The sequence below is a fragment of the Hydrogenophaga sp. ZJX-1 genome (genome assembly GCF_048590325.1).
GTDB lineage: Bacteria > Pseudomonadota > Gammaproteobacteria > Burkholderiales > Burkholderiaceae_C > Hydrogenophaga.
Genome location: NZ_JBMBRA010000009.1, coordinates 62,674 through 84,376 on the forward strand (window position 1 = coordinate 62,674; position 21,703 = coordinate 84,376).

Consider the following 21,703-nt stretch of genomic DNA (forward strand, 5'->3'; position numbering starts at 1 on the left):
GGGGCCTTGCGTTCAGCCGTGAGCGGCCCGCAAGGCCTGCCGCAGAAAGTCCAGCACGGACCGACTGGCCTGCGCCGGGTCGGCAAAACCTTCGTGAGTGCCGTCCAGCGCCAGCAGGGTGGCGCGCGCACGGCCCTTGTGCTGGATGAGTTGTTGCGCATCGGCCAGCGGCACGGTGTCGTCTTGCGCGCCGTGCAGCAGCAGCACCGGGCATCGGGCCTGGCCCAGCGTGGCCAGCGGGGCGATGTGGTCGAAGCGCGCACCGATGACGCGTTCCACGTAGCGGTTGATCAGCCAGCCCAGCGGCCAGTAGGGCACATGGCGTTGCGCGAGCCAGCGCCGCATGACCCACTCGGGGTGCGCGAAGGCGCTCACGCTCACCGCGGCGGCCAGGCCGGGGCGGCGCGAGGCCACCAGCAGCACGGCCGCAGCGCCCACCGAATGGCCGAGCGCGGCGAGGCGCTGCGGGTCCACGTCGGGTTGCGCGGCGAGCCAGTCGAGCGCGGCCTCCAGGTCTTCGGCGAAGCGGGGCAGGGAGCTGTGGCCGGCGCGGCTGCTGCGGCCGTGGTTGCGCGATTCGGGCAGCAGCACGGCGAAGCCCGCCGCGTGCAGCGCCTGCGCGGCCGGTAGCAGGGTGCTGGCGTTGCCGCCCCAGCCGTGCAGCAGCACGACGGCGGGCGTGGGGTGCGGGGCCGATGCGGGCGCGGGCAGGTACCAGGCGAACAGATGCTGGCCCGCGGCGCCGGGGATCTGTACCTCGTGCGCGCGCAGGCCGAGTTCGGCGGGGATCGGGCCATCGGTGCTGGCGGCCGGGGCCAAGCCCCGGTGCAGCAGGTAGCGGGCACTGAGGAGTGCGGCGGCGAACAGGGCAAGCCCGAACCAGGGGGACAGCAGGGTCATGGTGTGTGGGGAGGGTCGGGGTGTTCAGCCGGTGCAGGCCGGTGGCAGCTCGAAGGTGGAGCGCTGGCCCAGGTGCTGGCGGTTCGTGCGCAGCCAGGCGTCGGTCGTGGCGCGGCCGATGTCGTGCAACTGGGACAGAAAGGCCCAGTCGGTCTGCGTCTTGCTGGTGGCGCTGAACTGCGCGAGCTGGACTTCGGCGTCGAGCCGGTGCAGGCGCAGGTCGTCCACGCGCTGGAACAGCGGGCGCCGGTAGGCGCTGTCGGGGCGACCGGCGTCCTGCAGCAGTTCCTTGAGCAGGCCGATGGTGCGCAGCTCCTTGAGCAGGCTGGCGTTGAAAGTGACTTCGCTGGCGCGGTCGAGGATGTCGCTGGCCTGGGTGGGCACGGCCTCGCGCCGGCTGGGGTTGATCTGCACCAGCAGCAGGTCGTCGGCCGCGGTCTCGCTGATCAGCGGCAGCAGCGAGGGGTTGCCGGCGTAACCACCGTCCCAGTAGGCCTCGCCGTCGATCTCCACCGCCTGGAACAGCAGCGGCAGGCAGGCCGAGGCCAGCACCATGTCGGCGGTGAGTTCGTCCTGGCGAAAGATGCGCAGGTCGCCGGTGGCCACGTGCGTGGCGGCGACGAAGAGCTGGGTGCGGTTGCAGGCGCGCACGCGCTCGAAGTCCACCGTCTCGGTCAGGATGTCGCGCAGCGGGTTCAGGTTCAGCGGGTTGAACTGGTAGGGCGAGAACTGGCTGCCGACGGCTTGCGCGAGGTTCTGCCAGGGCGCGACCACCGCCTGCAGCCACGGATGGCCCAGGCCCAGCAACTGGCCCATCGGTCCCGCCGCCAGGGCGTGGAACGGCGAGGACTCGGCGACCCGTTTCCAGAAGCGGCGCAGGCCCGTGCGGGCGCCTTCGCGGCCGCCTTCCATCAGCCCGGCGGCCAGCGCCACCGCGTTCATGGCGCCGGCGCTGGTGCCGCTGATGCCGGCGATCTCCAGCGTCTCGTCTTCCAGCAGGCGGTCGAGCACGCCCCAGGTGAAAGCACCGTGGGAGCCGCCGCCTTGCAGGGCAAGGTCGATCAGCTGGTGGCCGCCGGTGGAGCGGGCGGGGCGCCGGGCGGCGGCGGGGGTGCGTCGGGTGGCCATGCAATCTTCTCTCTGTGTCGGGGGCTCGGGCATTGTGCAGTGCAACCGGGCATGGCCCGCCGCCGCGCCGGGCGGTGCCTGTCTGGGACAATCGTCTTTTGATTCCGGTCCCGCATGTCCATTCCCACCGATACCCCCGACGATTCCACAGCCGATGCCGATGCCGATGCCGGTGCCCTGCCGGCGGGTCCGCTGGCGCGCGAGGCGCTGGCCCTGGCCGCGTTCGACCACGTGGTGTCACACGCGCCGGGCTTTCGCTCGCGCCCCGGCCAGCGCGAAATGGCGGCGCTGATCGCGCACACGCTGAGCGGCGTCTCGCTCGGCGATGGTTCGGTGAGCGGCGAGGCCGGTCTGCCGGAGCGCGGCATCGCGGTGGTGCAGGCCGGCACGGGCGTGGGCAAGTCGGCGGCCTATGTGTCCACCGTGATCCCGCTCGCGCTGGCGCAGCAGAAGCGCGTGATCATCTCCACCGCCACCGTGGCGCTGCAGGAGCAGCTGATCGCGAAAGACCTGCCGGCGCTGGCCGCGGCGCTGCCCGAGCCTTTCACCTATTCGCTCGCCAAAGGGCGCGGCCGCTACGTCTGCCGCCTGAAGCTGGACCAGCTCAGTGGCGGCGACGCGGCGAGCGCCGACCTGTTCGAGAGCGACGACGCCAGCGAAACCACCGACGCCTCGGCCTCCGGCATCGCGGCGCACACCGTGGCCTCGGCCGCGGCCAGCGCGCGCGCCGCCGAACGCTGGGGCGAACGCGCCAAGGTCTATGCGAAATGGACCGGGCAATTGGACGGCGGCGCCTGGGATGGTGATCGCGACCGGCTCGACGAGCCGCCCGAAGGCGAACTCTGGAGCCCGGTGGCCGCCGAGCGCCACAGCTGCACCGCGCGCCACTGCCCGAGTTACAACAGCTGCAGCTACTACCAGGCGCGCGCCAAGCTGGCGCAGTCGCAGGTGATCGTGGTGAACCACGACCTGCTGCTTTCCACGCTGGGCCTGCACGCGTTGCCCGCGCCGGAAGACTGCTACCTCGTGTTCGACGAGGCGCACCACCTGGGCGCGGTGGCGCAAGGCCAGTTCAGCGAGAGCATGGACCTGATGCGCAGCCAGTGGCTGGACCGCCTGCCGCGCGCGGTGGACGAGGTGGCCGGCGCGCTGCAGCACACGCCGGGCGTGGATGTGGCGTTGCTCGCGCGCGAGATGAAGGGCGCGCAGGGTGAGCTGGCGCGGCTGGCGATGGCGCGCATCGGCGCCCTGCCGGCGTGGGCGGCGCTCACCGGCCGCGCGCCCGGCCGCACGCCGGCGCGTGGCGGTTTCGACGCCGCGGGCGCGCCGGTGGTGGAGCGCTTCGAAGGCGGCGCACTGCCGCCCGAATGGATGGAAAGCGTGTCGTTGCTGCACGGCCGCGCCAGCGTCTTGCTGAAGGTGATGGAAGCAATGGCCACGCAGCTCAAGGCCAACGCGCGCGACAACCCGGGCGACGCCGCACGCTGTGCCCGGCTCTACAGCCGCCTCGGCGTGCTCGCGCCGCGCCTGCAGCACGCGCAGGCCACGGCCGAGCTCTGGCTGCAAGACCCGGCCGCGGGCCAGCCGCCGCTGGCCAAGTGGCTCGAAGCCGGCATCCAGCACGGGCTGGTCACGCTCACCGCCCACGCCTGCCCGCTGCAGCCCGGCAGCCTGCTGCGCCACCAGCTCTGGAGCAAGGTGCGCGCGGCGGTGGTCACCTCGGCCTCGCTCGTCACCTGCGGCGGCTTTGACCATTTCCTGCACGAGTCCGGCCTGGCGTTTGACGACGCCGTGGTGGCGCGCGAGGTGCAGAGCCCGTTCGACCACGCGCGCCAGGGCCGCCTGGTCGTCGTGCAGACGCAGGCCGATCCGAAAGACGTGGAGTCCTACAGCCGAGAGATGCTCGACGCGCTGATGGACGACCTGGCCAGTGTGCAGCGCGGCGCACTGGTGCTGTTCACCTCGAAAGCGCTGATGCGGCGCGCGCAGGAGCTGCTGGAGCGCGGCCTGCACCGCGAGCTGCGCGACAAGGTGCTGGTGCAGGGCGACGCCTCGCGCACCCAGCTGCTGCGCCAGCACGCCGAGCGCGTGGAAGCCGGCGGCGCGTCCATCCTGTTCGGTTTGCAGTCGTTCGGCGAAGGGCTGGACCTGCCGGGCGAGCTCTGCGAATGGGTGTTCATCACCAAGCTGCCGTTTGCTTCACCCAGCGACCCGGTGGGCCAGGCGCGCGCCGACTGGCTGAAGGCGCAGGGGCGCGATCCGTTCAGCGAACTGGTGGTGCCGGCCACCGGCGCGCGCCTGCTGCAGTGGACCGGCAGGGCCTTGCGCAGCGAGACCGACGAAGCGGTGGTGGTTTGCTACGATGCGCGCCTGCTGCGCCAGTCCTACGGTCGGCGCATGCTCAAAGGCCTGCCGCCCTACCGCCTGCAACGCCGCGCCGACGGCGTGCTGAGCGATGTAGGTCCGATGCAGGGCTTGAAATGAAATACCCCGTAAGGGGGCGGCACTGTTTCATGCGCCGGGGTGGCGCTGGAACGCCTGCAGTCCGTTTTCTTTTCCCAGCTGAGAACCAAACATGAATGTCGTTGTGAACACACTGCGCCGTCTGGCGCTGGCGGCGCTGTTGTGCCCGCTGACCCTGCCCCTGGTGCACGCGCAGGGGGCCGCGGTCCCTCTGGTGGCGGGCGCCGGGGCCACCTTCCCGGCCCAGATCTACCTGCAGTGGTCCGAGCACTACCGGCAGGCCCGGGGCGTGGAACTGCGTTACCAGCCCACGGGCTCGGGTGACGGCATCCGCCAGATCAGCGAGCGCAAGGTGGCGCTGGCGGGCACCGATTCGCCACTGTCGCCCGCTGAACTGGCGAAGCGCCGCCTGTTGCAGGTGCCGACCGTGGCCGGTGCCGTGGTGCCCGTGGTCAACCTGGGGGCGGGGGTGGACCGTCCGCTGCAGTTGACCGGCGAGGTGCTGGCCGACCTGTTCGCGGGCCACATCGGGCGCTGGAACGATCCGCGCGTGGCCGCGCTCAACCCCGGCCTGCGCCTGCCCGACCTGGCGGTGCGCCGCATCGTGCGCGCCGACAAATCGGGCACCACCGACGCGTTCAGCAGCTACCTGTCGCTGCTCAGCCCGGCCTTTGCCAGCGAAGTCGGCGCCAGCCAGTTGCCCCAATGGCCGGGCCAGGTGCTGGCGGCCGACGGCAACGGCGGCGTGGTCAAGCTGCTCGGGACCACCCCGGGCGGCATCACCTACACCAGCTACGACCGGGCGAAGAAGGACCATCTGACCATGGCGCGTCTGAAAAACGCCGCCGGCCAGTGGGCCGATGCCAACGAACGCAGCATCACCGAGGCTTTGCGCGCCAGCAACGTGCACCGCAAAGGCGAGGACACGGCCTCCACGCTGAACATGCCGGGCGGCAGCAGCTGGCCGATCACCGTGGTCACCTTCCTGCTGTTCGACGCCGCACCGGCACGCAGCGATACCCGCACCCTGGAAGCGCTGCGCTTTGCCTACTGGGCGTTCCAGCAGGGCGACCGGCTGGTGCATGACACCGGCTTCGTGCCCCTGCCCATCTCGCTGCAAGCCCGGCTGGCGGGGCGGCTCAGTTCGGTGCGTGCCACCGATGGCCAGCCGCTGGTGTTGCAATGAACTGATAGCCTGTCACCTTCCGTACCCGACCCTCTCACGAAAGCGACCATGATCTACGCCATCCTCAAGCTGCTGCACATCCTTGCCATCGTCGTCTGGATCGGCGGCATGGTCTTCGCCCACTTCTTCCTGCGCCCGGCCGCCTTGCAGCTGCCGCCGCCGCAACGCGTGCCGCTCATGCACGGCGCGCTGCAGCGCTTCTTTGCCGCCGTGCTGGTGTCCATCGCCACCGTGCTCGTGTCGGGGCTGTGGATGATCGGCCGCCTGGCCAAGGAGACGGTGCAGGCCGGCCTGGCCTTCAACATGCCGCTGGACTGGACCATCATGGCCACGCTCGGCATCGTGATGATGGCCATCTTCGGCCACATCCGCTTTGCGCTGTTCAAGCGCCTGAGCCAGGCGGTGGCGGCGAGCGACTGGCCGGCCGGCGGCGCGGCGCTGGCTTCGATCCGGATCTGGGTGGGCATCAACCTCGCCATCGGGTTGGTGATCATCGTGCTGACGCTGCTGATGGTTTGAACATTGCCGCAGGAGTCCACCATGCTCTCCCTCGAATTCCTCGTCACCTCGCTCATCGTGGTGCTCATTCCCGGCACCGGGGTGATCTTCACCGTGTCCACCGCGCTGCTGCAGGGCCGAAAGGCCGCTGTGCTCGCTTCGGTGGGCTGCACGCTGGGCATCGTGCCACACCTGCTGGCGACGATCTTCGGCCTGGCGGCGGTGATGCACACCAGCGCGCTCGCGTTCGAGGTGTTGCGTTACGCGGGCGTGGCCTACCTGTTCTACGTGGCCTGGGCGACCTGGAAGGACCGCAGCGCCTTCGCGGTGGACAGCCAGGCGGCGCAGCGCTCGGGCCGCGGCATCGTGGTCAAGGCACTGCTGCTGAACATCCTCAACCCCAAGCTGACGATCTTCTTCCTGGCCTTTCTGCCGCAGTTCGTGGACCCGGCCGCTGCATCGCCGCTGGGGCAGTTGCTGCTGCTAAGCGGCGTGTTCATGGCCATGACGTTTGCGGTGTTCGTGGTCTATGGCCTGCTGGCCCACGCCTTCCGCAAAGCGGTGATCGAATCGGCCCGCGTGCAGGCCTGGCTGCGCCGGGGCTTTGCCGCGGCTTTCGCCGGGCTGGGCGCCCAGCTGGCGCTGCAGGAGCGCTGAGCCTCAGAAGGTGCGAATGAATCCGGCGAGCCCGAGCGGGTTGGCCGGGTTCATTCACACCTTCTTAAGGCTTGCCGACCACCACTTCGCTGATCTGGATCAGCGGCGCGATGTCGGTGTAGTTCGGAATGTCGCCCATGATCTCTGTGGTGTGCGGCCCAAACGAGGTCTGGAAGTCTTCGACGCTGTCGAAGAACAGGTGGCCGCTGGCGGCGTAGGTGGGTGCCGAGCCGGGCGCACCGCCCGCCAGGCCTTTGTCCACGGTGTAGTACTTGAGCGGTGCACCGAGCCGTGCTTTCACCAGCGGCATGTGTTTGTCGCGGTAGTAGTCGTGGTTGAAGTGCGTACCGGGGGTGTTGGGGTACATCACGCTGACCTTGATCATGGTTTGTCTCCTGCTGGGTGGGGGGAAAGTGCGGAAGTCCGCCATCGTGCGCTTTTGTGCCGTTTCCGGCAACACCTTCGGTGACGGGTCGAGGTCCGGGTCAGGTTCGCTTTTTTTGGGAGTTCTCCATGGGCCACAGGCTTTGCTGGTGATCGACCACCACAACGCCACGTTGACCAACAGCAGCAGCGTCGGCCTGCGCACCACGGCCGTGGCAACGGCCGATGTGCGATGGGTTGACTGAAGGCGGGCCGGCGGTGCGTCGCCGCTACGGGGTGGCCACGCCGAGCGTCGAGAGCGTATTGCCCTGGAGCCGCTGCCACAACCAGGGCAGCGCCCGTCCCAGGTCCGGGCGCATGCCGAGCTGGGTCACCGGCACGTGGCCGACGGCCGTCGGCGAGCCGAGGTCGAAGCGGAAGGTGTAGGTGGGTTCAAGGCCCATGCGCAGATCGGTCAGCAGCAGGCGGTCCCCGCCGTTGTGCAGGCTGAAGAAGCCGTGGCTGAAGGCGGCGATGCGCGCCACCGGTTCGGTGTGGCCGTGTCGCTCGATGAGATCGCCACCGCGCGGGTACGCGGTCCAGCGCACTTCGGCCTGGTCGTCCAGCAGCGAGTAGTAGCCCTCGTGGTACTGCGTGGGCGTGGTCGCCACCAGGCGCCAGAGCACGGTGTTGAAGGGCGCGGGCGTGACGAGCAGACCTTGCGTTTCGATGCCAGCCTGCTGCAACGAAGCGCGGGCGATGCGGTCCACGTGTTGCTGCGCGCCGAAGCTCCAGGCGAGGTAGAGCGTGCTGAGCACCAGGCCCGCAGCGTTCCAGCGCTGGCCAAGTGGATTTTTCAGCCGCAGCGCCGCGACCACGCCCACGACGAGCGGCACGGTGTAGGCGAGGTCGATGATGAAGATGCTGCCGACCCCGTAGGGGTGGTCGGTGAAGGGCAGCAACAGCTGTGTGCCGTAGACCGTCATGGCGTCGAGCAGCGGGTGGGTGATGAGCACCAGCCAGAGCGCCAGCCACCATCTCCTGAACAGGGTTGCCTCGCCGTGCAGGCGCGAGACGATCCCCGCGAGCAGCGGCGCGGCCAGCGTCAGGAAAAACAGCGCGTGGCTCTCGGCGCGGTGCCGCGTCATGTTGAGGATGGGGTCGCCGTGGTCGATGAGGGCGTCGAGATCGGGCAGGGTGCCGGCGACAGCGCCCCACAGCGCGGCCTTCCACACAGCGGTGCGTCGGCCCATCACGGCCACGCCGACGGCGGAGCCGAGGGCGATCTGAGTCAAGGAATCCATGCAAAGAGCTTAGTGGTTGACGGAAGGTCGATGGGAATGAGGGACATGACGGAAAAGCTGGAGCCTCAGACCAAACAACTTTCCGGCGTGCCATGTCAGAAGCCGGAACGCGGTGGAACCGGCTTCGCCGGGCCCCTCGCGTTGTCCCCTGGGGGGTTACGCCGCAGGCGGCGCGGGGGGTTACGCCATCACCACGATGGGGAATTCGGCGCGCAGGCCGTCGGTGCCCGCCACGAAAGGCCTTGTCAGCGCGGCCTGCCCTTGTTCACCCAGCCGCCGCCACAGGAAGTCGCGCTCATTGCCCGGGTCACCCGCCACGTACATCTGCGTGGTCAGCAATTCCTGCCGATCCAGCTTGACCTTCACGTGGATGTGCGGTGTGCGGCCGCTGTAGGGCGCGGGCTTGAGGGTGCGGAACCGGTAGCGGCCGTCGCGCCCGACGGTCACCTGGCCGAAGCCCTGGAAGGCCGGGTCGGCTTTGCCGCCGTCGCCTGGGTGGTGGTAGTGGCCGGCCTGGTCGCATTGCCAGATTTCGACCACGGCGCCCGCCACCGGCACGCCGCGTGTGTCGGTGACCACGCCTTCGACCCAGGCTGGCTGGCCCTTGCCGTAGACCACGCTGCCGCTGCGCAGCAGGTCGAAGTCGGTGTCGGCTGGCAGGGCCACCGGGTAGAACGGGCCTTCGGTCTGGCCCGGGGTGGGGTGCAGGGCCGTTTGCGCGAGGGCGGGCGTGAGCCAGGCCGGGGCGGCGGTGGCGGCGAGCAGGCCGGCGCCGCGGGTGAGCAGGGCGCGGCGCGAGGGTGGGCGGTTCGACGGCATGGCTGGCTCCTGGAACGGGGGGATGGTTTCCGTTTGGGCTGGGCCGGTGGTTGCCGCTGGCGCCGGGGCCATCACCGGCTCAGCCCGAACGGGCGTCGGGGCTGGGCTGCAGATTGAGCGACACGAAACGGAGGCTGTGGTCGTCCGGGTCGCCGGGGTCGTCCGTTTCTTGGAAGCCCAGGTGGGCCGCAAGTTCCAGCATGCCGCGGTTGATGGCCAGCACCGTGCCCACCAGCCGCTGCGTGCCGCGCGCGCGCAGGTGCTCAATCATCTGGTCCATGAGCCGGTGGCCCAGGCCCGAGCCCTTGAGGTCGGAGCGCACGATGACGCCGAATTCGGCGGTGTGGTTGTCCGGGTCCACTGTGGCGCGCACGGTGCCCAGGGTTTCTTCGCCATCGCCTTCGATGTGGCGCGTGGCGATGAAGGCCATTTCGCGCGCGTAGTCGATCTGCGTCAGCCGCGCGAGCTCGCTGTGTTCGATGCTGCGGCGGCTGTAGAAGACGCGCAGGCGGATGTCTTCCGGGTCCAGCTTTTCCAGGAAGGCGCGGTGTTGCGCTTCGTCTTCCGGGCGGATGGGACGCAGCGTGACCGACTGCCCGTTCCAGTCCCAGGTCTCGATCAGCTCGGCCGGGTAGGGCCGGATGGCGAAGCTCGCCGCGCCGGCCGGCTGGCTCGCCGACAACCGCACGCGCGCATCGAGTGCCACCGCGCCCTCGTGGTTGGCGAGCAGCGGGTTGATGTCGAGCTCGGCCAGTTCGGGCACGTCGGCCAGCAGCTGCGACACGCTCACCAGCACCTGGGCGATGGCATCGATGTCGGCGGCGGGTTCGTCGCGGTAGCCCTTGAGCAGCTTCGCGATGCGGGTGCGCTGGATCTGCGCCAGCGCCAGCGGCGTGTTGAGCGGCGGCAGCGACAGCGCGCGGTCCGCCAGCACCTCCACCGCCGTGCCACCGGCACCGAACAGGATGACCGGGCCGAACACCGGATCGACGCTGGCGCCGATGATGAGCTCGTGCGCGTGCTTCTTGCGCACCATGGGCTGCACGGTGAAACCCTGCACGTCGGCGTCGGGCCGCAGCTCGCGCACGCGCATCAGCATGCTGGTGCAGACCTCGCGCAGCTCGCTGGCGCTGCCGATGTTGAGGCGCACGCCGCCGACGTCGCTCTTGTGGCTGATGGCGTGCGACAGGATCTTGACCACGACGGGATAACCCAGGGCATCGGCAGCGGCCTGCGCTGCGTCCGCGCTGGCGCCGACCACGCGCGTGGGCACCACCGGCAGGCCGGCGGCGCCGAGCAGGGCCTTGGCTTCGGGCTCGGTGAGCAGCTCGCGGCCATCGGCCAGCGCGGTGTGCACGATGGCGCGGATGGCGGGCAGGTCGGGGGCGTGCGCGGCGCCGCGCGCGGGCGGCGTCTGCAACAGTTCTTCCTGGTGCAGGCGGTAGGTGCGCAGGAAGTTGAAGGCGCGCACCGCTTCTTCGGGCGTGTTGTAGTCTGGAACGCCGGCTTGGCGAAAGGTCTGGCGCGCCTGCGCCACGGCGCCGTCGCCGAGCCAGCAGCCCAGCACGCGCCGGGGCTCGGCCGTCACCTGCGGCAGCATGGCCTGTGCGATCTCGCGGCTCGGCACGATGGCGGTCGGCGCGTGGATGAAGAGCACGGCGTTGGTCGTGTCGTGCGACAGTGCTTCGAGCGCGGCCACGTAGCGCTCGGCGGGTGCGTCGCCGATGATGTCCACCGGGTTGGCATGCGACCAGTTGGCGGGCAGCACCGCGTTGAGCCGCGCGCGCAGGGCGTCGTCCAGCGTGGCCATCGGCACGCCTTCGGCCGCCGCGGCGTCGGCCGCCATCACGCCGGCGCCGCCGCCGTTGGTGAGCACGATGAGCGGGCCCGAAGGGCCGTCGCGGAAACGCGCCAGCGTTTCGGCGGCGAGGAACAGGTCGTGCAGGGTGTCCACGCGCAGCATGCCGGCGCGGGCGATGGCCGCGTCGAACACCGCGTCGGAGCCCGCGAGCGCACCGGTGTGTGAAGCGGCGGCTGCCTGGCCAGCGGCCGAGCGACCCGCCTTGACCACGATCACCGGCTTGTTGCGCGCGGCGGCGCGCGCCGCCGACATGAACTTGTGGCCCTCGTCCACGCTTTCGATGTAGAGCAGGATGGCGCGGGTTTTGGGATCGCTGCCGAGGTAGTCCAGCATGTCGCCGAAGTCCACGTCGGCGCGTTCGCCGAGCGAAACGAAGTTCGAGAAACCGATGCCGCGCGAGCCGGCCCAGTCGAGCATGGCGGTGACCAGTGCACCCGACTGCGACACGAAAGCCAGATCGCCCGGCAGCGCGCCGATGTGCGCGAAGCTGGCGTTCAGGCCCAGGTGCGGCACCAGCAGACCGATGCAGTTGGGGCCGAGGATGCGCAGCGTGTGCACCTTCGCAGCGTCGAGCATGGCCTGCCTGGTGGCCTTGTCGAGCCCGGCGGTGACGACGATGGCCGCGCGCGTGCCGCGCTCGCCGAGCGCCTGGATCAGCGGCACCACGGTGGTCGCGGGTGTGCAGATCACGGCGAGGTCGGGCGCCTCGGGCAGGGCTGCCACGGTGGCGTAGACCTTCACGCCATCGAGCGCCGCGTGTTTGGGGTTGACCGGGTAGAGTCGGCCGGGGAAGCTGCCGTGCAGGTTGCGCCAGACCGTGGCGCCCACACTGGACGGGCGCTGCGATGCACCGAACACCGCCACCGAGGCGGGGGCGAAGAGCGCGTCGAGGTGGCGGATGCTCATGGGGAGGTCTCGGTTTTGCCGTTCTTGTTCGAGGACATGAACGCGATCAACGCCATGCGCATGGCTTCTTCGACCGACATGTCCACCGGCACCGTCCAGCTGCGCGGCACGAACACGGTGTAGCCGCCGATCATGTAGCCCATGGGCAGGTAGACGGCGACCTGGTCTTCCAGCTCGCCGATGCCCTTGGGCAGGCCTTTCATGCTCTGGCGCGTGACCAGGCCGACGATGCTCAGCTCGTGGCCGGGCATCTTGAGCAACACGACCTGCTGCGCGTCCTGCTCGTGCGGCGCGAAGTAGTCGGCGAAGTTCTTCAGCGACGAGTAGATGCTTTTCACCACCGGCAGGTTGGTGAACGGCAGTTCGATGTACGAGAGCAGCTTGCCGGTGGCACTCAGCGACATGAAAAAGCCCAGTGCCAGGATCACCGCCGCCCCGAGCGCAATGCCCAGCCCGGGCAGGTAGAAGTCGCCGATGAAGGGGCTCAGCAGCCAGATGGCCGTGCGCTCGGTCCAGGTGACGAACAGCACCAGCAGATACACCGTGATGGCGAGGGGCAGAAAGGTGATCAGGCCGCGAAAGAAGTACTGCGAGAGGCGCTTCATGGCGGGCTCGGGGAGGGCGGGTGGCGTCATGTTTCCAGCATAGCAGCCGGCATGCGGAACGGTGTGACGCCAGGGGGTTGCCCCGGGGCGTGGCTTGCAAAACCCGAAAGCGGCCCCATTTGCCTTTTTCTTGTGCCAAGCTGTTCCATGGCCACCGTCATGGCGTGACCCGCGCGCCGAAGCACTTCATACTCCCGGAACTCCCAACCGCCCGATGGCTCTTTCCCTCATGAATGGATTTTCTGACTTTCTGGAGCGCGTGCTGCGTGGGCTCCTCAAGCTCGTGCTGGTGCTCGCCGCCCTGGTGTTTGTGGTGAGCTTCCTGCTGGCGGCCCTCGTGGTGGTGGCGGGGGTGTCGCTGTGGACGCTGATCACCGGGCGCAAACCGGCCCCGGTGGTGATGTTCAGCCGCATGCGCGAGCAGTCGCAGCGCTACACCCGTGGCGTCTGGCCCGGTCAGGCGGGCGCGCCGGCGGGCGATGTGGTCGATGTGCAGGCCACCGAGGTACCTGAGGCCGCGGCCGGCGGATCACCAGACCCGGACGGTGCGGCATCGCCGGGACCGGATCGCGTTCTGCGCTGAACGGTCGGCGGCAATGCGCCGCGGCCCGGATCAGTCGGTGTCGGTTTCGGTTTCGGGGGCGGTCTTGCGCCGGGCCAGGGCTGCGTCGTAGAGCGCGTTGCGCGGCTGGCCGGTGATCTCGGCGCACAGGCGCACGGCGGTTTTCACCGGCAGCTCGGCCAGCAGCAGGTCGAGCGTGCGCAAGGCCGCGGCATCCAGGGTCGTTTCTTCGCCGCTGGCTGCGGCTTGCGGGTGCACCATCAGCACGAATTCGCCGCGTGTGCGGTGTGCGCCGGCCAGCAGCCAGGCGGGGAACTCGCGCGCCGGCAACTGCGCCACTTCTTCAAATTGTTTGGTCAGCTCGCGACCCACGGTGAGCGGACGCTCGCCCAGGCTGGCCAATTCTTTGGCCAGGGCTTCGATGCGGTGCGGTGCCTCCAGCAGCACGCAGGCGCGCGCATCGGCGCCGATCTGCTGCACCTCGCGCTGGCGTTCGGCCGCCTTGGGCGAGAGAAAACCGGCGAACACGAAACGACCGTTCCAGCCACCCGCCTGGTGGGTGAAGCCCGCCACGCTGAGCAGCGCCGTGATGCTGCTGGCGCCGGGGATCGGCACGCAGCGAAGCCCGGCCGCAGTCACGGCAGCGGTCAGCCGGGCACCGGGATCGCTCACGCCCGGCGTGCCCGCGTCGCTCACATAGGCCACGCGCTGGCCTTCCCGCAGGCGCTGCAACACGGTCTGCGCGGCTTCGGTCTCGTTGTGCTCGTGCAGCGCCAGCAGCGGCTTGTGCAGGCCATAGCCCTGCAGCAGGGCGGCGGTGTGGCGTTTGTCCTCGCAGGCCACGGTGTCGACCAGCGACAGCACCTGCAACGCACGCAGCCCGATGTCGGCCAGGTTGCCGATCGGTGTGGCCACCATGTAGAGCGCGCCTTGCGGATAATGCTGGTGAGCGGCCGCTTCGCGCGCGGCGGCCAACAGGGATGGAGTGCTTGCAGACAATGTGGTTTTCCAGAAAACAGGGGCCATCGGGTGCGGCCGAAAGCGGCCCGAACGTCACCACCAAGCAGCGCGGCGACGCGGCCGAGGACGCCGCGCTTGCGCACCTGCAGCGCCACGGCCTGCGCCTGGTGCAGCGCAACTTCAGGACGCCCGGGCGTGGCGGTGGCGAGGTCGATTTGATTATGCGCGACCGTGACGGCACGCTGGTGTTTGTCGAGGTGCGCCAGCGCGCCAGCGCCTCCCGCGGCGGGGCCGGTGGCAGCATCACCGCGTTCAAGCAGCGCCGCATCGTTTTCGCAGCGCGGCACTTTTTGCAGCGGCTCGGCTCAGAGCCCCCATGCCGCTTCGATGTGGTGCTGATCCAGGGGCGCACGGGTGTCCCGGAAGGCGAGCGCGGTGCGCCGGTGCACATCGAATGGCTGCGTGCGGCATTTGATGCGAGCGCAACTTTTTGATACGCCTCTCACCGCTATGATCCCCTCATGCTTTTGCAACGGATACAACAACAGTTCATCGACAGCGCCGATCTGAAGTACCAGTGTGCGCAGTCGCTCGCGCCGGTGGTGGAAGCGGCGATCGGCGCGGTGCTGGCCTGCGTGACCGGTGGCGGCAAGGTGCTGAGCTGCGGCAACGGGCCCTCGGCCGCGGCGGCCCAGCAATTTGCGGCCAGCTTTGTGGGTCGTTACGACCGTGAGCGCCCTGAGCTGGCGGCGTTTTCGCTGTCCGCCGACGCGGCGGTGCTGACCGGCATCGCCAACGATTTTGATGCCCGCGCGATCTTTTCCCGCCAGGTACGGGCCCTGGGCCAGGCGGGTGACGTGCTGCTGGCGCTGTCCACCAGCGGCAATTCGGCCAACATGATCGCGGCCATCGAAGCGGCCCACGAGCGTGACATGTCGGTGGTGGCGCTCACGGGTGCGCGCGGCGGACGCCTGGCGCAGCTGTTGCGCGACACCGATGTGCACGTGTGCGTGCCGCATGAGTTGCCGGCCCGGATTCTCGAAGTGCATCACCTGGTGTTGCACTGCATTTGCGACGGTGTGGATGCCCAGCTGCTGGGCCTGCCCGACACTTTGATCAACGAACAGGAGAACCTCGCATGAAACGTTTCCCGTCGACTGGCCGCCTGGCGGCCAGCATCCTGGGAGTGGCTGCACTGGCGGCCACCGTGTCTGCCTGCGCACCGCTGATGGTGGGTGGCGCCGCCATGACCGGTGCCGTCGTCGCCACCGACCGGCGCAGCTCGGGCGCACAACTGGACGATCAGGGCATTGAACTGCGTGCCGCCAACCGCCTGCGTGATTCGATGGGCAGCCGCGCCCGCATCAGCGTGACCAGCTACAACCGCCGCGCGTTGCTGACCGGCGAGGTGGCCAACGAGCGCGACAAAGCCCTGGCGTACGAGATCGTCGCCAAGACGGACAACGTGGCGTCGGTGTTCAACGAACTGGACATCACCAACAGCCCCACGCTCAAGGAAAAGGCAGAAGACGCGCTGCTGACCGGGCGCGTGAAGGCGGGCCTGGTGGACACCAAGAACCTCTCGACCAACTCCTTCAAGGTGGTGAGCGAACGTGGTTCGGTGTTCCTGATGGGCCGGGTGACCCAGCGCGAGGCCGATCAGGCCACGGAAGTGGCGCGCACGACCAAGGGCGCGCAACGCGTGGTTCGCTTGTTCGAGATCATTTCCGAGGAAGAGCTGGCCAGGATGAAGTGACCCCCTCCGCGTCGCAGGATGCGTTTCCCCTCGCCGCACTGCGCGCGACCCCTCTGGGGGACGGCACTGGCGGCCCGGCAGTGCCGGTTCCGCGGTGCCCTGGAATCAACGCCCCTTCCGGCGTGAAATGTCTTGTTCCGAGGATGCGATGGAAGCGGCTTTGCCGGGCCACCCGCATCGCCCCTCGAGGGGCGGAGCGGTAACGCGAAGCGAACTAGCGACGCGGGGTGGGTCAGCTGCACCCGTTGTGCTGCTTCCACGTCTCTTCGTGGCCGATAGCCTTGGCGAAGGCGGGCACCTGGCAGCGTTCGGCGTCGGCTACGCTGGCTTTGCCGGGTGTGGGCTTGAGGCCCATGTCCTCCAGCGTCGCCATGTCGTCAAAGCCACCCAGCGGACCGGTTTCATCCACCCAGGCTTTGGCCATGGTGAGGGTGCCCACGAACAGCACCAGCACGGCCGTCTGCGGCAATGAAACGCCCCAGCCTTTTTGCGCCGGCATCTCGCACACGCCGCCTGGGCAGAACTGGGCCTTTTCCCGTTTGAACACGTTGTAGAGCTTGCAGCCCAGGCAGATGCCGAACGCGGTCTCGAAGAACATCAGCGTCAGGCAGCTCGCGCAGACCAGCATGTTCACCGGGCCCATGAAGCGGTTGAGCACCATCAGGTAGAGCATGGCCAGGCCCAGCAGCAGGCCCAGGCCCCAGGCAAAGCGCTTTTGCGGCGCGCCCACCCAGTCGGGCGTTTGCTTGCGCACGATCCAGCCGCCGACGATCATGCTCGGCGCCCAGCGCGGGTTGAGCATGCGCAGTGTCATGTCGATCAGGAACACGATCACGAACAGGCGCGTGGGCTGGTAGTTGGCCGTCAGCAGCGCGTTCATGAACGACACCACCGCCGGGAAAAACAGCAGGCCGGCGGCGGCGCGCACGGTGCGCTCGTTGACCACGCGCACCGGATAGCCCTCGACGGCCTCGCCAAACTGGAAAAGTTTGTCCATTGTTGCCTCCGAATATTCGAATGGTTATGGTATCGAGATCTGAGTCCGCTGTCGTGGGGAAATTCCCGCATGCGCGCGATTCCCGGCCCGGCGGCTGAGCGTTACCCGGGCCTTCGCGAAAGGCCCTCAGCCCCTCAGGTGAGCGTTTTGAGCTTTCGGTATAGCGAGCGCTCACTGATGCCGAGACGTTCGGCCAGTTCGGAGCGGCTGCCGGTGTGGCGCTCCACCATCTCGCGCAGGGCGGCGCGTTCCAGCGTCTTGAGATCGGTGGGTCGTCCGTCGGGTGCCCCGCCCGGTCCGCCGGTCTGGGCCGGCAGGCCGGGTGGTGGGGCGGGGCGAAGCGCCGGACGGCGCCCGGTGGCGATCGCCTCGCGCACGTGTTCGGCTTCGATGCGCTCGCCGTCGCAGAGCAGGGCGGTGCGCTCCAGCAGGTTGCGCAGCTCGCGCACGTTGCCAGGGAAGTCCTGCGCCTCCAGCACGGCGAGCGCGGCCGGGCTGAGCTGCAGGCGGCGCGGCGCGGCCACGCGTTCCAGCAGGGCGGGCGCGAGCAGTGCCACGTCGCCGTTGCGATCGCGCAGCGAGGGCAGCTGGATCGGGAAGGTGCACAGGCGGTAATACAGGTCTTCTCGGAAGCGGCCCTCGGCCACCATGCGCTCCAGATCGCGGTGCGTGGCCGAGACCACGCGGATGTCGGCGTGGCGCAGCTCGGTGCTGCCGACGCGGCGGTAGGTACCGGTTTCCAGCAGCCGCAACAGCTTCACCTGCATGGGCAGGGGGATGTCGCCCACCTCGTCGAGGAACAGCGTGCCGCCGCTGGCCGCCTCGACCAGACCGCCCTTGGCCGTGCTGGCGCCCGTGAAGGCACCGCGTTCGTGGCCGAACAGCTCGGACTCGAACAGGTTTTCCGGTAGGCTGGAGCAGTCCACCGCCACCAGCGGCTTGCCCGCGCGCGGGCTGGCTTCGTGCACTGCGCGCGCCACCAGCTCCTTGCCGGTGCCCGATTCGCCCAGCAGCAGCACCGTGGCGCGCGAGGGCGCCACCCGCGCCACCAGCGCGAGCATGCGCTGGAAGGCTTCGGAGCGACCGATCAGCCCCTGGGCCGAGGGCTGGCCCTGCGCCACGCGCAGCGGCTCCATCTTCTCGACGTAAAACGCGGGTTGCCCGTCCGGTCCGGGCAGGGGCGAGAGCTCGATGTTCACGTACGCCTCGCCCTGGGGTGTGTGGTGCAGGTGCAGCACACGCTCACGCTGGCCGGAGGTGCGCGATTGCGCCAGCGGGCAGGATTCCCCGGCCTGGTCGCAGGGCACGGCGAAGTGGTGCGAAACCTCGTAGCAACACCGGCCGACCACGCTGCGCTCCGGGCTGTACTGGCGCCGGTAGGCCGCGTTGGCCGCCAGGATGCGGTACTGAGCGTCGAACAGGATGTGGGGCTCGGGCAGACCTTCGAGAAAGGCCGTGAGTTCGGGCAGGGGTTTCATGTGGGCTCCCAGGCGCGACGGCGCCGGCAGTGGCAACTGCCATTGTCTGTCATTTCTGGCATGCGCCGGGGTATGGTGAACCTGTGATCGGGTGGCTGAAACGGCTAAGTCATTGATGCGTAGAGGTTTTTTCAAATGACAGAGGGTGGCACGGTTCTTGGACGCGAGGGGGTCTGATTCCATCCACCCCAGAGCAGGAGACAAGACATGAAAAGCCCCACCAGGAAGCACCCTCCACCGCCGCGACTGCGGCGCGCCACCTGGCGGCTGCTGGCCGCGCTGTTGAGCGGGGTGCTCGCCGGCAGCGCTGCGCTGGCCGACCCGGCACCGGTCGTTCCAGCGGCCGAACCCAGCGCCGCAGCCGTCCTGGCCGCGGCACCGAAGAAGTCCAGATCCACCGCCGACCACAGCAAGTTCAAGGAACTGCAGGGCCCGTTTGCGAGCGGTTCCGAAGTCACCAAGGCCTGCCTGAGCTGCCACACCGAAGCCGGCAAGCAGGTCATGGGTACGCGCCACTGGACCTGGGAATACACCAACCCCGACACCGGGCAGAAGCTGGGCAAAAAGACCATGCTCAACAGTTTCTGCATCGGCGACCGCTCCAACGAAGCCTTCTGCCAGGCCTGCCACGTCGGCTACGGCTGGAAGGACGACAAGTTCGACTTCCACAACGAAAGCAAGGTGGACTGCCTGGTCTGCCACAACAGCGGCGGCTACAAGAAGCCCGCGGGCATGGCGGGTGAGGTGCCCACCGAGCGCACCGAACTGCCGCCGGGGTCGGGCAAGTTCATCGACCCGGTGGACCTGGCCATGGTGGCCAAACATGTGGGCAAGACCAGCACCGCCAGCTGCGGCACCTGCCACTACAACGGCGGCGGCGGCGACGGCGTGAAACACGGCGACCTCGACTCCTCGCTCAACAAGGCGAGCAAAGCACTTGACGTTCACCTCGCCAGCAAAGCCAGCGGTGGCGCCGGCTTCACCTGCGCCACCTGCCACCAGTCCGACGGCCACCAGATTGCGGGCAGCCGCATCAGCATGACCGCCTCCGACCCGCACGGCCCGATGCTGCGCGGCGACACGGTGCACGCCGGTCGCAACGCCGCCACCTGCCAGAGCTGCCATGGCGACAAGCCGCACAAGCAGCCCTCGCTGAGCGTGGAGCTGCTCAACAACCACACCAACAAGCTCGCCTGCCAGAGCTGCCACATCCCCGAGTTCGCGCGCGGCGGTGTGGCCACCAAGATGGCCTGGGACTGGTCCACCGCCGGCCAGCTCACGCCCGAAGGCAAGCCGATCCAGAAGAAGGACGAGCACGGCTACGTCATCTACGACAGCAAGAAGGGCGACTTCAAGCTCGCAGAAAACGTGGTGCCCGAGTACCTGTGGTTCAACGGCCAGGTGAACTACACGACGCAGGACATGAAGATCGAACCAACCCAGGTGGTCAAGATCAACAGCTTCATGGGCAGCCCCCACGACCCGAAGGCGCGCATCTGGCCGATCAAGCGTTTCGAGGGCAAACAGCCCTACGACAAGGTGCACCTGCAGCTGCTGGTGCCGCACACCGCCGTGCCCGACGACACCGCGTTCTGGTTCAACTTCGACTGGAACAAGGCCTTGCAGACCGGCGCCACCGCCACCGGCCAGCCCTACAGCGGTCAGCACGGCTTCGTGAAGACCGAGATGCTCTGGCCCATCACCCACATGGTCGCGCCATCGAAGAACGCCGTGGCCTGCGCCTCGTGCCACACCGGCCCAGCCAAGAGCCGCCTGGGCGACCTGCCCGGCGTCTACCTGCCCGGGCGCGACAGCCAGCCCTGGATCGACCGCCTCGGTTGGCTCGCCGTGGCGGGCGCTCTGGGTGGTGTGCTCGTGCACGCCATCGCTCGCATCGTTACCCGCCGTCGTTCAACCACCGGAGGCCACTGACATGGAACACGCAACCATCGCCCAGCCCGCCGGCGACGCACCGCCGGCCCGCATCTACATCTACAAGCGCTACGAGCGCTTCTGGCACTGGTCGCAGGCGCTGCTGATCATCACCATGCTCATCAGCGGCTTCGAGGTGCACGGCAGCTATGCGCTGCTGGGCTTCGAGCCCGCCGTGCGCCTGCACACGCTGGCGGCCTGGCTGCTGCTCATCCTCTGGGCCTTCACCATCTTCTGGCAGTTCACCACCGGCGAATGGCGCCAGTACCTGCCAACGCACAAGCGCGTGATGGCCATGGCGACCTACTACAGCTGGGGCATGTTCCGAGGCGAGCCCAACCCGTTCCACAAGACGGTGCAGAAGAAGCACAACCCGCTGCAGCGCCTGGCTTATCTCGGCCTGCTGGCCATGATCTCACCGCTGATCTGGGGTTCGGGCCTGCTCTACCTGTTCCGCGCCTTCTGGCCCTCGCTTGGCATCGATCAGTGGCTCACGCTGGCGTGGGTGGCCTGGGCGCACACGGCGGGGGCCTTCCTGATGCTCAGCTTCTTCATCGTGCACGTCTATCTGACCACCACCGGCCACACCCCCACCGCGCACATCAGGTCCATGGTGACCGGCTGGGAGGAGCTGCACGACGACACCCATTCCGCGGACACCCCGTCCGCCACGCCGCGAGGCTGAGGAGTTCACCATGTCACACGCCCCTGCATACCCCCTGCCACCCCAGCCCGGCATGAATCCGGAGCGCCGCACCTGGCTGCTGGCCACCAGCGCCATGGGTGTGGCGGCCACCGCCGCCGTCGCGGTACCCTTCGTGTCCAGCTTCGCCCCCAGCGAGCGGGCCAAGGCGCAGGGGGCGGCCGTGACCATGGACCCCTCGGTCGTCGAACCCGGCGAGCTGAAGACCGTCGAATGGCGTGGCCAGCCGGTGTGGGTGTTGCGGCGCACGCCGGAGATGCTCGCCAGCCTGGAGGGCACCACCGACCTGGCCGACCCGGCCTCCGAAAAAGAGCAGCAGCCCGACTACGCCACCAACACCCACCGCTCCATCAAGCCAGAGCTGTTTGTGACGGTGGGCATCTGCACGCACCTGGGCTGCTCGCCCGTGACCCTGCCGCAAGGCACGGTCAACCCGAGCGTGCCGGCCGACTGGAAGGGCGGGTTCTTCTGCCCCTGCCACGGCTCCACCTTCGATTTCGCGGGCCGCGTGTTCAGGAACAAGCCCGCACCCACCAACCTGGTCGTGCCGCCGCACAAATACCTCGCCGACGGCAGCCTGCTGATCGGCGAGGACGACAGCGGCGCTGCCTGATGCCTTTCGAGT

General features: G+C 68.9%; 21 protein-coding genes. 11 read left to right on the forward strand and 10 right to left on the reverse strand.

What is annotated here, in order from left to right:
* Positions 1-12: 12 nt before the first annotated feature.
* The gene (locus tag ACN5W5_RS21450; RefSeq protein ID WP_420050471.1) at positions 13-900 is read right to left on the reverse strand and encodes an alpha/beta hydrolase family protein; all 888 of its coding nucleotides are present in this window, start codon (positions 898-900) and stop codon (positions 13-15) included.
* Positions 901-924: 24 nt separating this feature from the next.
* Positions 925-2,028, reverse strand: coding sequence for a patatin-like phospholipase family protein (locus ACN5W5_RS21455; protein WP_420050472.1), 1,104 nt, complete (start codon positions 2,026-2,028; stop codon positions 925-927).
* 114 nt (positions 2,029-2,142) lie between these two features.
* Between ACN5W5_RS21455 and dinG the strand changes: the two genes are divergently transcribed.
* The 4 genes from dinG (at position 2,143) to ACN5W5_RS21475 (ending at position 6,832) form a co-directional block, all read left to right on the forward strand.
* Complete coding sequence (gene dinG / locus ACN5W5_RS21460) at positions 2,143-4,512, forward strand: ATP-dependent DNA helicase DinG (protein WP_420050473.1); 2,370 nt, start codon at positions 2,143-2,145, stop codon at positions 4,510-4,512.
* Positions 4,513-4,603: 91 nt separating this feature from the next.
* Entirely contained in the window at positions 4,604-5,677 is a 1,074-nt protein-coding gene (gene pstS, locus ACN5W5_RS21465; protein ID WP_420050474.1) for a phosphate ABC transporter substrate-binding protein PstS, read from the forward strand.
* A gap of 48 nt (positions 5,678-5,725) precedes the next feature.
* Positions 5,726-6,196: a CopD family protein gene (locus tag ACN5W5_RS21470; RefSeq protein ID WP_420050475.1), complete on the forward strand. Its 471-nt coding sequence runs from the start codon at positions 5,726-5,728 to the stop codon at positions 6,194-6,196.
* A 21-nt stretch (positions 6,197-6,217) separates the two neighbouring features.
* Positions 6,218-6,832 carry a LysE family translocator gene (locus ACN5W5_RS21475; protein WP_420050476.1) on the forward strand — a complete coding sequence of 205 codons (615 nt, stop codon included), beginning with the start codon at positions 6,218-6,220 and terminating at the stop codon, positions 6,830-6,832.
* 64 nt (positions 6,833-6,896) lie between these two features.
* Here ACN5W5_RS21475 and ACN5W5_RS21480 read toward each other — a convergent pair whose 3' ends face one another.
* The 5 genes from ACN5W5_RS21480 to ACN5W5_RS21500 all read right to left on the reverse strand — a co-directional run bounded on the left by ACN5W5_RS21480 (position 6,897) and on the right by ACN5W5_RS21500 (position 12,720).
* The gene (locus tag ACN5W5_RS21480) at positions 6,897-7,217 is read right to left on the reverse strand and encodes an EthD family reductase (protein ID WP_420050477.1); all 321 of its coding nucleotides are present in this window, start codon (positions 7,215-7,217) and stop codon (positions 6,897-6,899) included.
* Between the two features lie 268 nt (positions 7,218-7,485).
* Positions 7,486-8,499: a metal-dependent hydrolase gene (locus tag ACN5W5_RS21485; protein ID WP_420050478.1), complete on the reverse strand. Its 1,014-nt coding sequence runs from the start codon at positions 8,497-8,499 to the stop codon at positions 7,486-7,488.
* 180 nt (positions 8,500-8,679) lie between these two features.
* Entirely contained in the window at positions 8,680-9,318 is a 639-nt protein-coding gene (locus ACN5W5_RS21490) for an intradiol ring-cleavage dioxygenase (protein ID WP_420050479.1), read from the reverse strand.
* A 79-nt stretch (positions 9,319-9,397) separates the two neighbouring features.
* Positions 9,398-12,085, reverse strand: a complete 2,688-nt coding sequence (locus ACN5W5_RS21495) for a GNAT family N-acetyltransferase (RefSeq protein ID WP_420050480.1) — start codon at positions 12,083-12,085, stop codon at positions 9,398-9,400.
* Positions 12,082-12,720: a DUF502 domain-containing protein gene (locus ACN5W5_RS21500; RefSeq protein ID WP_420050481.1), complete on the reverse strand. Its 639-nt coding sequence runs from the start codon at positions 12,718-12,720 to the stop codon at positions 12,082-12,084. Before ACN5W5_RS21500 ends, ACN5W5_RS21495 begins: the two co-directional genes overlap by 4 nt.
* A 199-nt stretch (positions 12,721-12,919) precedes the next feature.
* Between ACN5W5_RS21500 and ACN5W5_RS21505 the strand changes: the two genes are divergently transcribed.
* Positions 12,920-13,273, forward strand: a complete 354-nt coding sequence (locus ACN5W5_RS21505) for a hypothetical protein (RefSeq protein ID WP_420050482.1) — start codon at positions 12,920-12,922, stop codon at positions 13,271-13,273.
* Between the two features lie 30 nt (positions 13,274-13,303).
* On the opposite strand, the gene rsmI is transcribed toward ACN5W5_RS21505, so the two are convergent.
* Complete coding sequence (gene rsmI / locus ACN5W5_RS21510; RefSeq protein WP_420050483.1) at positions 13,304-14,251, reverse strand: 16S rRNA (cytidine(1402)-2'-O)-methyltransferase; 948 nt, start codon at positions 14,249-14,251, stop codon at positions 13,304-13,306.
* Here rsmI and ACN5W5_RS21515 point away from each other — a divergent pair.
* The 3 genes from ACN5W5_RS21515 to ACN5W5_RS21525 are packed head-to-tail and all read left to right on the forward strand — an operon-like array spanning position 14,251 to position 15,968.
* Entirely contained in the window at positions 14,251-14,706 is a 456-nt protein-coding gene (locus ACN5W5_RS21515) for a YraN family protein (protein WP_420050484.1), read from the forward strand. The two genes, rsmI and ACN5W5_RS21515, sit on opposite strands and share 1 nt — an antisense overlap.
* Positions 14,707-14,733: 27 nt before the next feature.
* A complete protein-coding gene (locus ACN5W5_RS21520; protein ID WP_420050485.1) occupies positions 14,734-15,354 on the forward strand; it encodes an SIS domain-containing protein in 621 nt (206 codons plus the stop codon).
* Positions 15,351-15,968 (forward strand): BON domain-containing protein, encoded by a 618-nt coding sequence (locus ACN5W5_RS21525; RefSeq protein ID WP_420050486.1) that lies wholly within the window; start codon positions 15,351-15,353, stop codon positions 15,966-15,968. The genes ACN5W5_RS21520 and ACN5W5_RS21525 overlap by 4 nt, the downstream gene beginning before the upstream one ends.
* A 232-nt stretch (positions 15,969-16,200) precedes the next feature.
* Here the strand turns inward: ACN5W5_RS21525 and ACN5W5_RS21530 are convergent, their stop codons facing one another.
* Positions 16,201-16,965 (reverse strand): DUF4395 domain-containing protein, encoded by a 765-nt coding sequence (locus tag ACN5W5_RS21530; RefSeq protein ID WP_420050487.1) that lies wholly within the window; start codon positions 16,963-16,965, stop codon positions 16,201-16,203.
* 134 nt (positions 16,966-17,099) lie between these two features.
* Positions 17,100-18,443 carry a sigma-54 interaction domain-containing protein gene (locus ACN5W5_RS21535; RefSeq protein ID WP_420050488.1) on the reverse strand — a complete coding sequence of 448 codons (1,344 nt, stop codon included), beginning with the start codon at positions 18,441-18,443 and terminating at the stop codon, positions 17,100-17,102.
* A 207-nt stretch (positions 18,444-18,650) separates the two neighbouring features.
* Between ACN5W5_RS21535 and ACN5W5_RS21540 the strand changes: the two genes are divergently transcribed.
* The 3 genes from ACN5W5_RS21540 to petA are packed head-to-tail and all read left to right on the forward strand — an operon-like array spanning position 18,651 to position 21,691.
* Positions 18,651-20,375 carry a tetrathionate reductase family octaheme c-type cytochrome gene (locus ACN5W5_RS21540; RefSeq protein WP_420050489.1) on the forward strand — a complete coding sequence of 575 codons (1,725 nt, stop codon included), beginning with the start codon at positions 18,651-18,653 and terminating at the stop codon, positions 20,373-20,375.
* Between the two features lies 1 nt (position 20,376).
* Positions 20,377-21,060, forward strand: a complete 684-nt coding sequence (locus ACN5W5_RS21545) for a cytochrome b/b6 domain-containing protein (RefSeq protein ID WP_420050490.1) — start codon at positions 20,377-20,379, stop codon at positions 21,058-21,060.
* Positions 21,061-21,070: 10 nt separating this feature from the next.
* Positions 21,071-21,691, forward strand: coding sequence for a ubiquinol-cytochrome c reductase iron-sulfur subunit (petA, locus tag ACN5W5_RS21550; RefSeq protein ID WP_420050491.1), 621 nt, complete (start codon positions 21,071-21,073; stop codon positions 21,689-21,691).
* The last annotated feature ends 12 nt before the right edge of the window (positions 21,692-21,703 follow it).